The organism is Clostridium ganghwense, assembly GCF_026735165.1.
In the GTDB taxonomy this organism is placed as follows: domain Bacteria; phylum Bacillota; class Clostridia; order Clostridiales; family Clostridiaceae; genus Clostridium_H; species Clostridium_H ganghwense.
Window position 1 is genome coordinate 913,755 of sequence record NZ_JAPQES010000001.1, and the last position, 14,233, is coordinate 927,987.

Below are 14,233 nucleotides of genomic sequence, written 5' to 3' on the forward strand. Positions count from 1 at the left end.
TCCTCTCCATTCTATTATTCCTTGGCTAGTATGACATAACTATTTCTGGGGTTCCAATTACAATATAATTTCCTGATGAGTATTTACATAACGCAAAATTCAGATCCATAAATTTGCCCTTATTTTTTATAGGCTTATATCTTTTTGTATATGCTGATGTACTAAAGCCATTGTTTATTTTTATTGAATGAAGATTTTCTGTCCCTTTATTTTTCAGTAAATAAACTATTTTTTTATTCATTTCATCTAAATTATTACAAGGCAACTTAGCTTTTAAATATTGATAGTATATTATCTCATCATCTGATATAGGACTACTTATATCTTTTATTTCATTTTTTAATTTTAACAGTTCATTTTTATTATCCTTTTTTAATATCTGGATTACTACAGTATTTTTATCTTTACCCCTCAAAAACTCTATATACCCTTTGCTACTTTCATCTGAAAACTCTATACAATAATTACTTTTATCTTTAGAACCTTTAATTTTATAATTTGTACTATTAATATTGATTTTATCTAAGAAGTAATTGCAAGATTCTTGTCCATTTTTGTAAGTTTTAAAGCGGGCCTTCAAACCATATTCCACAATTTCACCATTTGTTTCACTTAGTATAGAATTGAATATATCTATTTTTTTATATGCATAAGATATTTTATAATTCAACAGCATAGCACAAACAATTAAAAGTAGAATAATCAATTTATTGTTTTTTTCCATAGTTATCCACCCCACCTTTCTCTTTAAATTATGGACACTAAACTAACAAATTATACTTCAAATATATTATTAATATATAAAATTTCTCATTAAAGTGTGCCAAAATAAAAATCACGCAACCAATAAATTTATTGGTTGCGTGATTTTCTACATTTCTTTCATTTTTATTCGCATCAAAGCTCTCATAAGTGACATTTTTGCTCTTTCTATGTCTATATCTATATCTTTGTCTTGCTTTAACCTTTTTTCTGCTCGTTCTTTAGATCTTTTAGCCCTTTGAACATCTATCTCTTCTGGCCATTCACAAGCATCACAAAGCATTATAATTTCATCTCTAGTTACTTTTAAAACTCCTGATGAAGAAAAAAATTCTTTTTTTTCTTTCTTAGTATTAATAAACTGTGAAATAGTAGGTTTTAATGCAACTATTGAAGGTACATGTTTAGGCAAAATACCTATTTGTCCTTCTACACTTTCTGTATTAAGCTGAACTATTTCTTCATGATGAAATTCTCTATCTGCAGTAATTATTTTTAGATTCATAAACTCTGCCATATAATCTATCTCCTAATTTTTAGACATATCCTTAGCTTTCTCAACCGCTTCTTCTATAGTACCTACAAATAAGAACGCAGATTCTGGTATGTCATCATGCTTACCTTCTATAATTTCTCTAAATCCTCTTACTGTTTCCTTAACCGGGACAAACTTTCCCTTCATACCTGTAAATTGCTCTGCAACAGTAAATGGCTGTGATAAAAATCTTTGAACTTTTCTTGCTCTTGATACAACAATTTTGTCTTCTTCTGAAAGCTCATCAATTCCAAGAATAGCAATTATATCTTGAAGTTCTTTATATCTTTCGAGTATATGCTTAACTTTCATAGCTGTTTCATAATGTTCTTCCCCACTTACTCTTGGATCTAATATTCTAGAAGTAGATTCTAATGGATCTACAGCTGGATAAATTCCAAGTTCAACAATACTTCTTGAAAGAACTGTTGTAGCATCAAGGTGAGAAAAAGTTGTCGCAGGCGCTGGATCAGTTAAATCATCTGCTGGAACATATACAGCTTGAACTGATGTTATTGAACCATGCTTTGTTGAAGTTATTCTCTCCTGTAGTGCGCCCATTTCAGTTGCAAGTGTTGGTTGATACCCAACTGCACTTGGTATTCTTCCCAGCAATGCAGAAACTTCTGACCCCGCTTGTGTAAATCTAAATATATTATCTATGAATAAAAGTACATCCTGTCCTTGATCTCTAAAATATTCCGCCATAGTCAGTCCTGTAAGGGCTACTCTCATTCTAGCTCCTGGTGGTTCATTCATTTGGCCAAATACTAAAGCAGTTTTATTAATAACTCCTGATTCTTTCATTTCATAATATAGATCATTACCTTCTCTTGTTCTTTCTCCAACCCCTGTAAAAACAGACAATCCACCATGCTCTTTTGCTATATTGTTGATAAGTTCTTGAATAAGAACTGTTTTACCAACACCAGCACCACCGAATAATCCTATTTTACCACCTTTTTGATATGGTGCAATTAAATCTATTACCTTAATACCAGTTTCAAACATTTCAGGTTCAACAGATTGTTCTGCAAAACCTGGAGCTGATCTATGTATCGGATAATATTCTTCCCCTTTAAAGCTTTCTTCTTTATCAATAGTTTTTCCAAGTACATTAAATAATCTTCCAAGTATTGAATTACCAACAGGCACTGATATAGGTTTACCTGTATTTACAGCATCCATTCCCCTTTTTAAACCTTCTGTAGGTTCCATTGCTATAGTTCTTACTATATCGTCTCCTATATGTTGTTCAACTTCTGTTACAAGTATTTTATCATCTATCTTTATTTCTATGGAATTATATATATTAGGAAGACTATCCGAATCAAATTTTATGTCTACAACAGGACCTATAACCTGTACAACTTTACCAACGTTTTGTGACATAATACACCTCCCTTTTAATTTAATTGTAAGTTGAAAATTATTAAGGATTTTAAAATCTTTAACTATAAATTTTCAATTTACAACTATTTTTGTGCTTCTGCACCACCAACTATTTCTGATATTTCTTGAGTTATAACACTTTGTCTTATTCTATTGTATTTTAAGTTAAGCTTTTCTAATAAATCATTAGCATTTTTGGTAGCTCCATCCATAGCGGCCATCCTAGCTCCTTGTTCACTAGTTTTAGAATTCAACATAAAATTTAATACAGTTTGATTTAAATAAATATTCGAAATATTCTTTAAAATCTCTCTACTTTCAGGTTCATATTCTATATAATCTTTGTGAGACTTCTCAAAAGTTACAGGTGTATATTCAAAAGGAAGTATTTTTCTAACCTTTACTTCTTGCTTTACCGAAGAAATAAATTCAGTATATACAATATTTATTTCTCCTACTTCACCCTTTTTATATAATGCTAAAGCTTTATTTACAATAATCCTTGCTTCTTTAATGGTAGGCATATCTGGAATTTCAACATATTCTGCAATACAATCATATCCTAATTTTTTAAAATACATTCTTCCTTTTTGTCCTACTATAATCAAAGGTGAGTTTTCTCTTTCCCCAGATATTTGCTGTACCGTTTTTGTAACTACATTTCCATTAAACCCACCACATAATCCTGCATCAGATGTAAGTGCAATATATAACTTTTTATTACTTTCATTACCATATATATATATATTATTTTTATCTTCTATATCATTTAGCATCCTATTTATAATATCTTTAAAATAATTATAATATATATTATTTGCTTCTAAGCTTTGTCTTGATTTTCTAAGTTTAGAGGTGGCAACAAGTCCTACAGCTTTTGTTATCTTTTTGGTATTATTGATTGATTTAATCCTTCGCTTTATAGCAACTAATCCTGCTCCTGCCATATTTCACCTCCTAAAGATAAGACTAACCTTAAGCTAAAAAGATTTTTTTAAATTCTTCTATAGACTTATCAAGTTCATCTTTGATAGAATCTGTTAATTGTTTTTCTTCTAATATTTTTTTACCCAAGCTTCTATGGTGAGTATCTATATACTCTAAAAATTCATTCTCGAAATTTTTAATTTCAGATACTTTGATATCAGTTAGGTAATTATTAACAGATGCATACAAAATCATTATTTGCTTTTCTACTGGCATAGGGCTATATTGTTGTTGATTTAATATTTTTACTATACGCTTACCTTTTTCAAGTCTAGATTTTGCTTCTTTATCAAGATCTGAACCAAACTGTGCAAAGGCTGCAAGTTCTCTATACTGTGCAAGTTCCAATCTCAAAGTTCCGGTAACCTGCTTCATAGCTTTTATTTGAGCATTACCACCAACACGTGAAACTGATATACCTGCATTTACTGCTGGCTTTTGTCCTGCATAAAACAACTCAGTTTCTAAAAATATTTGACCATCAGTAATAGATATAACATTCGTTGGTATATATGCTGTAACATCTCCCGCAAGAGTTTCTATTATTGGTAATGCTGTTAAAGAACCCCCACCTAACTCATCAGAAAGTCTAGCAGCTCTTTCAAGTAATCTTGAATGAATATAAAATACATCTCCTGGATATGCTTCTCTTCCAGGTGCTCGTCTTAATAGTAATGCCATTGTTCTATAAGCTACAGCATGCTTTGATAAATCATCATATACTACAAGAACATCTTCTCCTCTATGCATAAAATATTCTCCCATACTACATCCTGCATATGGTGCTAAAAACTGAAGTGGTGCTGAATCTGAAGCTGTCGAAGTTACTACTATTGTATAATCCATAGCTCCCATTTCAGTTAACGTGTTTACAATATGTGCTACTGTAGATTGCTTTTGACCAACAGCAACATATATACACTTAACATTTTTTCCTTTTTGATTTAATATGGTATCTATTGCAATAGCAGTTTTACCTATCTGTCTATCCCCAATAATAAGTTCTCTTTGTCCTTTTCCAATTGGTATCATAGAGTCTATTGCTTTAATACCTGTTTGAAGTGGCTCCTTAACTGATTGTCTTTCTATAACTCCAGGTGCCTCAACTTCAATAGGTCTAGTTTCTGTATTTCTTATAGGACCCTTATCATCAAGCGGCTGTCCTAATGAATTTACAACTCTTCCAACTAAGGCATCCCCAACAGGAACTTCAACCACCTTACCTGTACTTTTTACTACATCTCCTTCTTTAATGCCCTCTTCATGACCTAGCAAAACACACCCTACATTATCTTGCTCAAGATTAAGAGCCATTCCATATACGTTGTTAGGAAATTCTAATAATTCCCCTTCCATACAATCATCCAATCCGTAAACTCTAGCTACACCATCACCTATTTGAATTATTGTACCTGAGTCTACTGTCTCAATTTTCTTTTCATACTTTTCTATTTCTTTTCTGATTATTGAAGTAATTTCATCAGGTCTTACGTTCATAGACTCACCTCTTTTCCATTCAATAACTATTCACTTAATACTGATTTTTTAATTTCTTCAAACTTTGATTTTATACTTCCATCTATTACATCATCACCTACTCTGATATAAACACCACCAATCAAAGTTTTATCTATTTCTTCTTTCAATATTATTGTTTTATTGTATTTTACCTCTAGCTTTTCAATCATTTCTTTTCTTTCATTTTCATTTAATGAAATTACAGTTTTAACATTAGCAACAAGGATATTTTGCTTTTTTAAATGGATTGTCTCCATTTCTTTAAATTTTTCTTCCATATAGAGAATTCTATCTTTTTCTATTAATAAAAGAATAAAACTTAATAAGTCATCATAAATTTTGCCTTTAAAAATCTCCTCAAATATTTTCTTTTTCTTTGAAGTGCTTATTTCGGGATGTTTAATAATCTTATTTATTTCTTCGTTATTTTTTATTAATTCAATAATTTCTTTTCCTTCTTCTAAGTATTCTTCAACTTTTCCTTTTCCTTCAGCAACTTCATAAAGAGCAAGAGCATATCTTTTATCTAAATATTCATACATAATTAATTACCTACCTTAGCAATAAAATCCTCTATAAGTTGTCTATGCTTTTCCTCATCTATTGACTCTTCTAAAGCTTTTGAAGCTAATTGTATAGCTAGATTTATTGTATTATCTTTAATCTCATCTTCTACTTTTTCTTTTTGTCTTTTTATTTCTTTTGTAGCTCTTTCTATAATTTTTTCTGCTTCTACATGCGCTTCGCCAATTATCTCCTGAGATACTTTTTCTGCTTTTACTTTATAATCTTCAACTAACTTTTTCCCTTGAGCCTTTGATTCTTTTATTTTGTTTTCATTTTCATTCTTCAGAAATTCTGCTTGTTTTCTATCTTCTTCTGCTTGCTTAATATTACTTTGTATTTCATTCTTTCTTGAGTCTATAGTTTTATTTACAGGTTTAAATAAAAAGCGATTTAAGATAAAATACAGAATCATAAAATTTATTATAGTGTATAGTATCTTAGGCAAATAAATTTTCATATTTCATTGAAGCCTCCCTTCAGGCTTATTTGTTAAAGCGTTGTTTTTATAATGTTACTTTAAATACTAACAATAGTCCTATAAGAAATCCATAAATAGCAGTTGCTTCTGATAATGCTCCTCCCACTACTAATGTACTCATAATTTTTCCGCTTGCTTCTGGCTGTCTTGATACAGCTTCAACAGCTTTAGATGTAGCATTTCCTGTTCCTATTCCTCCACCAATACATGCTATAGCAGCTAATCCAGCTCCGATTGCTGACATTCCAGCAACAAATGCTTCTGAACTAATATTCATATTCTGTTCCTCCTATTTTTTTTATTTTTAAATGTTAAATATATAAATAATCACAATAATATATGATTATATTTTATCTTTTGTTTTTATATTTAGTGTTCTGATATTACTTTAATATTTATCATAGTTAACATAACAAAGATTAACATTTGAATAGAACCATCGAATACATCAAAATAAAAATGAAATGGTACAGGCAGTCCCAATTGAGCAATTCCTAGTGGTGTTTTGCCCAATGCATCATAAATAAGTTTCATAATAACAGTAGCCGCAGTTATATTACCAAATAATCTTAGACTTAACGATATAGGTAGCATTACCCTTTCCATTATGTTTATAGGCAATAATGGTATTATAGGCTTAGCATAACCAATAAAATATCCTTTAATGCCTTGCTTTTTAATTGCATATACTTGTATCACCAAGAATGTTATTAATGCTACTCCTAATACAATATTAAAATCTTTAGTAGGAGGCTCAACGCCAAATAGTCCTGTCAAATTCATAAATAGTAAAAACAATACTAAAGTTCCTATATAAGATACGAAGCCTTTACACTTCTCTCCCATATTACTAATTACAAGATTATTTATAGAATCAACAAATATTTCAACTACATTCTGTTTCTTATCAGGAATTTTCTTCAAATCTTTAGTTAACACTATAGCAGCTATAGCAATAACTATAATTATTGCCCACTGAATAACAATATCCTCAGTAATTCCAAAGTACCTTCCTAAAAAATTATTTAATGGTTCTACATTAAGTTCCATTCGTCCACTTCCTTTTATTTGTTGTTTTGTGAATATAATCCATATATTATTAACGAAATAAGATGTATATTGTATCCCAACATGTATGCTAATACATTAAACTTATTATATGTAAATAACACAGCTCCTATTATTCCTACTATAAGAACCCTTAAAGCATAACTTAAAGTTATTACAGCATTATTATTTAAATTATTTTTGGTAAATGCATAATTTACTGCATAACTATTTATGTAAAAGTTAATAATAGCTAGTATAAATCCTAATAATGAAACCAACACATATTCTCTATATATTCGAAACATTGTAAAAATGAACAATATTCCCAATATATAGTCTATAAACGTTATTTTCCTTAACATGATGTGAAGTTCGCCATCTTTTTTCATTTTTCCTCCAAGTTTCGATATAATACATTTTATTATATTACTCATGTATTTATATTCAAATCTCAAATATCTTCATATTTCTATATATTTCTTTAAATTTTATTGTTTTTAGAGAATTTTCCTTTATTTTCAATGAATCTCTTTATTTAAAAATCATTTCTTGGTTTCCCGCCATATGTGAATGAAAGCAAACACTCTTACTCTTTTTTCTGAATTTTTAAATGTTTTTAATTGTTATTAAGTAACTGTTTACATTCGTATATAATTATAATTATCTAATTACCTCTATATGTACTTAATCAATTACCCAGGTAATATTTGAACAACCGTCTTTTAGATTATTCAATTTTTCTTCTTTACTTAATTTTAGATTTATACAATTATAAATTATATTTTGTACTATATTATATAAATTATTGCAAAAAAAAAGAGAAGTTTGTTTTAAAGTTTTTATAAACTAACTCTCAACATTCTCTCACTTCTCTTTTTATATTATTCTTTTTTTAAATTATTATCTTTCAACTATAACAGCTGTTCCCATTCCTCCACCTATACAAAGTGTTGCTAAACCTTTTTTAGCATCTCTTTTTTCCATTTCGTATAGTAAACTAATAAGAATTCTTGCTCCAGAGCATCCAATTGGATGTCCAAGTGCTATAGCTCCACCATTTACATTTACTTTATCCATATCAAAGTTTAAGTCTCTTGCTACTGCTAAACTTTGAGCTGCAAATGCTTCATTAGCTTCTATTAAATCTATATCATCTATAGTTAAATCAGCTTTTTCAAGAGTAACTCTTGTAGCTCCTACCGGTCCATACCCCATTATTGAAGGGTCTACACCTTTTGATCCGTAAGAAACAATTTTAGCCATTGGTTTAATTCCTAATTCTTGTGCTTTTTCTTCACTCATAATAACTAGTGCAGCCGCTCCATCATTAATTCCTGAAGCATTTCCAGCTGTAACTGTTCCATCTTTCTTAAAAGCTGGTCTTAATTTAGCTAAACCTTCAGCAGTTGCTCCAAATCTAGGGAATTCATCAGTATCAAATACTACTTCTCCCTTTCTAGTTTTCATTACAACCGGAACAATTTCATCTTTGAATCTACCTTCTTTAACTGCTTTTTCTGCTAGATTTTGAGATCTTACAGCAAAAGCATCTTGTTCTTCTCTAGTTAAGCTCCATTGTTCAGCTATGTTTTCTGCAGTTATTCCCATGTGATAGTTATTGAAAGCATCCCATAAACCATCTTTTATCATTGTATCAGTTAATTTTGCATCTCCCATTCTTTGTCCCCATCTAGCACCATTCATAGTGTAAGGAGTAGCTGACATATTTTCCATTCCACCTGCTACAACAATATCTACATCTCCAGCTTTTATCATTTGAGCTGCAAGTGATACTGCTCTTAGTCCTGAACCACAAACTTTATTTATAGTAAATCCTGGAGTTTCAACTGGAAGACCTGCTTTTACTAACGCCTGTCTAGTTGTATTTTGTCCTTGTCCAGCTTGTAAAACATGACCCATTATAACTTCTTCAACTTGTTCTGGTTTAACTCCTGCTCTATTTAATGCTTCTTTTATAACAATAGTTCCTAATTCAGTTGCTGGAACATCCTTTAAACTTCCCCCATATTTTCCAACAGGTGTTCTTACAGCACTTGCGATAACTACGTTTTTCATTATAATCCCCTCCGAATTTGAAATTTAATTAGACACTTCTGCGTCGTTACCTTGATTATACACTTTATTTTCCATTTTTTCAATAAAACTTTGTTTAAAATTTATCAATTTTTCATGGATTTTCCACCTTTTTATTTTATTTACGTAAGTTATCTAATATAATCTCAACTATTCTATTTGATGCATTACCATCTCCATAAGGATTTATTGCCTTGCTCATTTTATTATATTCATTCTCATTATTTAATAAAATATTTGCTTCTTTTATTATATTTTCTTTACTATATCCCACAAGCTTTACCGTTCCAGCCTCTTTAGCCTCTATTCTTTCAGTTACATCTCTTAATACCAAAACAGGTTTGCCGAGATGAGGTGCTTCTTCTTGTATTCCACCTGAATCAGTCATAACCATATAGCATTTTTTCATAAGATTATGTGTTTCTTTAGTATTTAAAGGGGGTAATAAATGAATTCTTTCTATTCCTTCTAAGTATTCGTGTGTAGTTTTTTTAACAATTGGATTGGGATGTACAAGATAAATCATCTCCACATTTTGATTTTTATCTATAATTTCAGTCAACGATTTACATATATTTTTAATACCTTCTCCCCAGTTTTCTCTTCTATGAGCAGTAACCATTATCACTTGTTTATTATAATCTATTTTATTTAATTCCTCATTTTCAAATGCATATTCGTCTTCTATTGTATATTTCATCGCATCTATTACTGTATTTCCTGTAATAAATATATTTTCTTCCTTTATCCCCTCTTTTAATAAATTATTCTTAGCTCTAATTGTTGGAGCAAAATGTAAATCAGCCAAACTTCCTGTAAGCTTCCTATTCATTTCTTCAGGATAAGGGAAATATTTATTATTAGTTCTTAATCCCGCTTCCACATGTCCTACCTTTATTTTCTTATAAAAAGCAGCTAGTGCTGCTGCAAAAGTAGTTGTAGTATCTCCATGTACTAAAACTATATCTGGATTTTCCTTATCAAAAACTTTTTCTAGATTATTAAGAACTCTTGTAGTAATCCCATTTAAACTTTGCTTTTCTTTCATTATGTCTAAATCATAATCAGGCTTTATTTGGAAAAGTTCTAAAACTTGATCTAACATTTCCCTATGTTGTGCTGTTACACACACTCTTGATTCTATTCCCTCTGTAATTTCTAATTCTTTGATAAGTGGAGCCATTTTAATTGCTTCAGGTCTAGTGCCAAAAATACTCATAACCTTTATATTCTTCATAACTTCAACTCCTAACTTTTTTCATTCTCTATGTTCAAAAAATCCACATTTCCATGCTGCCAAAACTATTACTAATACAACAATAGTCAGTAGAAAGTATGATCTTATTGTACTTATTTGCATTGCTATTATTGAAATTCCCCCTAATACAGCACTTGTAAGGTACATAATTAAAACTACCTGCCTTTGACTAAGTCCCATATCAAGTAATCTATGATGTAAGTGTCCTCTATCTGCCTGCATAATAGGCTTACCATTAATTTTTCTTCTTATCATGGCAAAAAGTGTATCATATATTGGAAGTCCAAAAGCTAAAATAGGAACTGCTATTGCAAAAGCTGTAGCTGATTTAATTGTTCCCATTAAGGATATGGCTGAAAGTAAAAATCCTAATAATTGTGCTCCCGTATCCCCCATAAAAATAGACGCAGGATTATAATTATAAGGTAAAAATCCGAAAATTGCTCCACTTAAAATAGCAGTTAATAACGCTGCTTCCCTTCTACCATTTAGTACTGCAATAATAAAAATCGTAACTGAACAAATAAATGCTACTCCAGCTGCTAATCCATCTACACCATCTATTAAATTAATAGCATTAGTAATTCCTACAACCCAAAATATTGTTATTGGTATAGATAACCACCCTAACTTTAAAAATAAGCTATCTGATGGAAAAGGATTTGTAATAACGCTTATTTCAATTCCAAATAAAATAAGCGTTACCGCTGCTGATACTTGGAATAAAAGTTTTTGCCATGGTCTAATATCTCTTAAATCATCAATTAACCCACCAATTACAATAATCGTTGCGCCTATAAGTATACCTATTTCAGATTTTGCTAACTTTCCATCTTTTAAAAGCATAGTAATTAAAAAAGAAACATATATTGCCATTCCGCCAAGAAGAGGGATAGGCTTTTTATGTATTTTTCTTGTATCCTTTGGTACATCAATAGCATTAACTCGAACTGCAAATTTCTTAATAAAAGGCGTTAATATAAATGATATTATTGTAGAAATTATTGTTAAAATCTTTATACTATCCATAATTAAATTCTAACCTTCCTTTTGTTAACTTTAATAAGAATCTTCTCCTGTTAATGAATCATCTTTATCTATCCATTCCTGTACATCAATAATTCTAAACTCTATTTCTGTATCCCTTACAATTACTCTAGCTATTCCTGCATTTATTATAAATCTTTTACAAAGTAAACATGGTGCAGCTTTTTCCACTAATTCACCTGTACTCATTTCTTTACCAACAAGATACATAGTTGCCCCTATCATGTCTTGTCGCCTTGAGGATATTATTGCGTTTTGTTCAGCATGAACTGATCTACAAAGTTCATACCTTGTACCTCTTTCAACCTTTAGTTCTTCTCTTCTACAGTATCCTAAATCACAACAATTTTTTCTTCCTCTAGGTGCTCCTGAATAACCAGAAGCCATTATCTCATCATGCTTAACAATTATAGCTCCAAAGTTACGTCTAAGACATGTTCCTCTCTCAAGTATTGTTTGGCAAATATCTAAATAATAATTATGTTTATCTATTCTCTCCATATATATATCACTCTAACCTTTCTTAAAAATGTCTCTACATTTATACAATCATTTATATTTTATACTATAAACGGTATAATTGAAAGAGTTATAATAAATAGAATAATGTTACGTTGAAACATTATTCTATGGAAAGTTGAAAATTGACAACAGAAAATAAAAAAACAAGTATACAATCAACATATGGCAATGAATGGTTATTTATGTTTTAATAATACAAAACTTGAATTTTAAAATAGAAAAGAACCTAAATACAGATAAATTCTATATTTAGGTTCTTTAATTTTCTTATTTTATTTAAGTTTTCTATAAGGAAAACTTGCTTCTATTTCAACTTTCACTTTTAAATTATCAACTGAAAACGCGTTGTGATTTTCTTATTTTGTTCCAAAAAGTCTATCTCCAGCATCTCCAAGTCCTGGTACTATATATCCAAGTTCATTTAATTTTTCATCAATTGCAGCAACATAGATATCTACATCTGGATGTGCATCCATAACTGCTCTTACTCCTTCTGGTGATGAGATAAGGCACATTAATCTTATGCTTTGCGCACCTCTCTTTTTAAGTGCTTCAATAGCATCTATTGCAGAACCACCTGTAGCAAGCATTGGATCTGTAACTATTATCTCTCTTTCTTGTATATCTTGAGGCATTTTACAGAAATATTCTACTGGTTTTAAAGTTTCTTCATTTCTATACATACCTATATGTCCAACCTTAGCAGCTGGTATAAGTCTAAGCATTCCATCAACCATTCCAAGACCAGCTCTTAAAATAGGAACTATAGCAACTTTCTTTCCTGCAAGCATTTTACATTTTGTTTTACATATTGGTGTTTCTATCTCTACTTCTTCTAATGGTAAATCACGAGTAACCTCATAAGCCATAAGCATAGCAACTTCTTCTACTAGTTCTCTAAAATCTTTTGAACCTGTGTCCTTATTTCTTATAAAAGCTAATTTATGTAAAATTAGCGGATGTGCTATTTGTGTTACTTTACTCATTTTAAATTCCTCCTATGCTATTTTTATTTTTATTTTATATTTTTATTTTGAATATTTTTTTTCAATTTCAGTTATTTTATTCACTCTATTTGCATGTCTTCCACCTTCAAATTCACAATTTAAAAACGTATCAACAATATCAAGAGCAAGACCTTCTCCAACAACTCTCTGACCCATAGCAAGTATATTTGCATTGTTATGTTGTCTAGTAGCATGTGCACTAAATGTATCATGACATAATGCAGCTCTTATTCCTGGAACTTTATTTGCAGCAATACTTATTCCTATTCCTGTACCGCATATTAATATTCCAAAATCAAAGTTTTTAGCTGCAACTTCTTCTGCAACTTGCAAACTATAATCTGGGTAATCACAAGATTCTTCATTAAGTGTTCCAAAATCTTTAACTTCTATACCTTTTTTTTCTAAATACTTTATAACAGCATTTTTTAATTGGAAACCACCATGGTCAGATCCCATTGCTATTTTCATGTAAATTCCTCCTAAACTGTATTTTATTGCAAAAAAAGAAGATATCAGCATTATTAAATACCATTATCTTCCTTTATTTTATTTAACAACAAATCTATACTCTTTTTAAGTATATCAAAAGTTTTTTTATAAACCTTTAACTCTCCACCATAAGGATCTACTATATCCTCTTTTAGTTCAACATATTCATTTAAAGTAAATAATTTATCACTATACTGAGGAAATCTGCCTATTAAAGCATCTCTAATATATCCTGTCATAGTCAATATTAAATCACATTCTTTTAACATTTCTTCTTCTAATTGAACAGCTTTTCTATCACTCAAATCAATTAAAAAATTATCTTTTATTAAGGTAACAGTATTTTTAGAGGTTTTGCTTCCAGGAATAACTGCAATACCAGCAGAAATAGCTTCTACACCATCTAAAGTTGATATTTGATTGAATATTGCTTCTGCCATACAACTTCTACATGTATTACCTGTGCAAACAAATAGAACCCTCATACTATACCTCCTTTTTATAAATTACTAAACTATGTATAT

17 protein-coding genes are annotated in these 14,233 nt (G+C 30.0%); all 17 read right to left on the reverse strand.

The window, feature by feature from the left end:
- Positions 1 to 25: 25 nt before the first annotated feature.
- The 17 genes from OXH55_RS04165 to OXH55_RS04245 all read right to left on the reverse strand — a co-directional run bounded on the left by OXH55_RS04165 (position 26) and on the right by OXH55_RS04245 (position 14,194).
- Positions 26 to 724, reverse strand: a complete 699-nt coding sequence (locus tag OXH55_RS04165) for a YwmB family TATA-box binding protein (protein WP_268048182.1) — start codon at positions 722 to 724, stop codon at positions 26 to 28.
- A 147-nt stretch (positions 725 to 871) separates the two neighbouring features.
- Positions 872 to 1,279: an ATP synthase F1 subunit epsilon gene (atpC, locus tag OXH55_RS04170; RefSeq protein WP_268048183.1), complete on the reverse strand. Its 408-nt coding sequence runs from the start codon at positions 1,277 to 1,279 to the stop codon at positions 872 to 874.
- A 12-nt stretch (positions 1,280 to 1,291) separates the two neighbouring features.
- Positions 1,292 to 2,689 (reverse strand): F0F1 ATP synthase subunit beta, encoded by a 1,398-nt coding sequence (gene atpD / locus OXH55_RS04175; RefSeq protein ID WP_268048184.1) that lies wholly within the window; start codon positions 2,687 to 2,689, stop codon positions 1,292 to 1,294.
- An 83-nt stretch (positions 2,690 to 2,772) separates the two neighbouring features.
- Positions 2,773 to 3,636: an ATP synthase F1 subunit gamma gene (gene atpG / locus OXH55_RS04180; RefSeq protein ID WP_268048185.1), complete on the reverse strand. Its 864-nt coding sequence runs from the start codon at positions 3,634 to 3,636 to the stop codon at positions 2,773 to 2,775.
- Positions 3,637 to 3,664: 28 nt separating this feature from the next.
- A complete protein-coding gene (gene atpA / locus OXH55_RS04185) occupies positions 3,665 to 5,173 on the reverse strand; it encodes a F0F1 ATP synthase subunit alpha (protein WP_268048186.1) in 1,509 nt (502 codons plus the stop codon).
- Between the two features lie 26 nt (positions 5,174 to 5,199).
- Positions 5,200 to 5,736, reverse strand: a complete 537-nt coding sequence (locus OXH55_RS04190; RefSeq protein ID WP_268048187.1) for a F0F1 ATP synthase subunit delta — start codon at positions 5,734 to 5,736, stop codon at positions 5,200 to 5,202.
- 2 nt (positions 5,737 to 5,738) lie between these two features.
- The gene (locus OXH55_RS04195; RefSeq protein WP_268048188.1) at positions 5,739 to 6,218 is read right to left on the reverse strand and encodes a F0F1 ATP synthase subunit B; all 480 of its coding nucleotides are present in this window, start codon (positions 6,216 to 6,218) and stop codon (positions 5,739 to 5,741) included.
- A 46-nt stretch (positions 6,219 to 6,264) separates the two neighbouring features.
- On the reverse strand, positions 6,265 to 6,516 hold the full coding sequence (atpE, locus tag OXH55_RS04200; protein WP_268048189.1) for an ATP synthase F0 subunit C: 252 nt from the start codon (positions 6,514 to 6,516) through the stop codon (positions 6,265 to 6,267).
- Between the two features lie 92 nt (positions 6,517 to 6,608).
- Entirely contained in the window at positions 6,609 to 7,289 is a 681-nt protein-coding gene (locus OXH55_RS04205) for a F0F1 ATP synthase subunit A (protein WP_268048190.1), read from the reverse strand.
- 14 nt (positions 7,290 to 7,303) lie between these two features.
- Positions 7,304 to 7,678: an ATP synthase subunit I gene (locus tag OXH55_RS04210; RefSeq protein ID WP_268048191.1), complete on the reverse strand. Its 375-nt coding sequence runs from the start codon at positions 7,676 to 7,678 to the stop codon at positions 7,304 to 7,306.
- 511 nt (positions 7,679 to 8,189) lie between these two features.
- Complete coding sequence (locus OXH55_RS04215; RefSeq protein WP_268048192.1) at positions 8,190 to 9,365, reverse strand: acetyl-CoA C-acetyltransferase; 1,176 nt, start codon at positions 9,363 to 9,365, stop codon at positions 8,190 to 8,192.
- Positions 9,366 to 9,501: 136 nt separating this feature from the next.
- Entirely contained in the window at positions 9,502 to 10,620 is a 1,119-nt protein-coding gene (gene wecB, locus OXH55_RS04220) for a non-hydrolyzing UDP-N-acetylglucosamine 2-epimerase (RefSeq protein WP_268048193.1), read from the reverse strand.
- Positions 10,621 to 10,641: 21 nt separating this feature from the next.
- Positions 10,642 to 11,670 (reverse strand): MraY family glycosyltransferase, encoded by a 1,029-nt coding sequence (locus OXH55_RS04225; protein ID WP_268048194.1) that lies wholly within the window; start codon positions 11,668 to 11,670, stop codon positions 10,642 to 10,644.
- Positions 11,671 to 11,700: 30 nt separating this feature from the next.
- Positions 11,701 to 12,189: a deoxycytidylate deaminase gene (locus OXH55_RS04230; protein WP_268048195.1), complete on the reverse strand. Its 489-nt coding sequence runs from the start codon at positions 12,187 to 12,189 to the stop codon at positions 11,701 to 11,703.
- Between the two features lie 377 nt (positions 12,190 to 12,566).
- Complete coding sequence (gene upp / locus OXH55_RS04235) at positions 12,567 to 13,196, reverse strand: uracil phosphoribosyltransferase (RefSeq protein WP_268048196.1); 630 nt, start codon at positions 13,194 to 13,196, stop codon at positions 12,567 to 12,569.
- A 42-nt stretch (positions 13,197 to 13,238) separates the two neighbouring features.
- Positions 13,239 to 13,688, reverse strand: a complete 450-nt coding sequence (rpiB, locus tag OXH55_RS04240; RefSeq protein WP_268048197.1) for a ribose 5-phosphate isomerase B — start codon at positions 13,686 to 13,688, stop codon at positions 13,239 to 13,241.
- Between the two features lie 53 nt (positions 13,689 to 13,741).
- On the reverse strand, positions 13,742 to 14,194 hold the full coding sequence (locus OXH55_RS04245) for a low molecular weight protein arginine phosphatase (protein WP_268048198.1): 453 nt from the start codon (positions 14,192 to 14,194) through the stop codon (positions 13,742 to 13,744).
- Positions 14,195 to 14,233 lie beyond the last annotated feature (39 nt).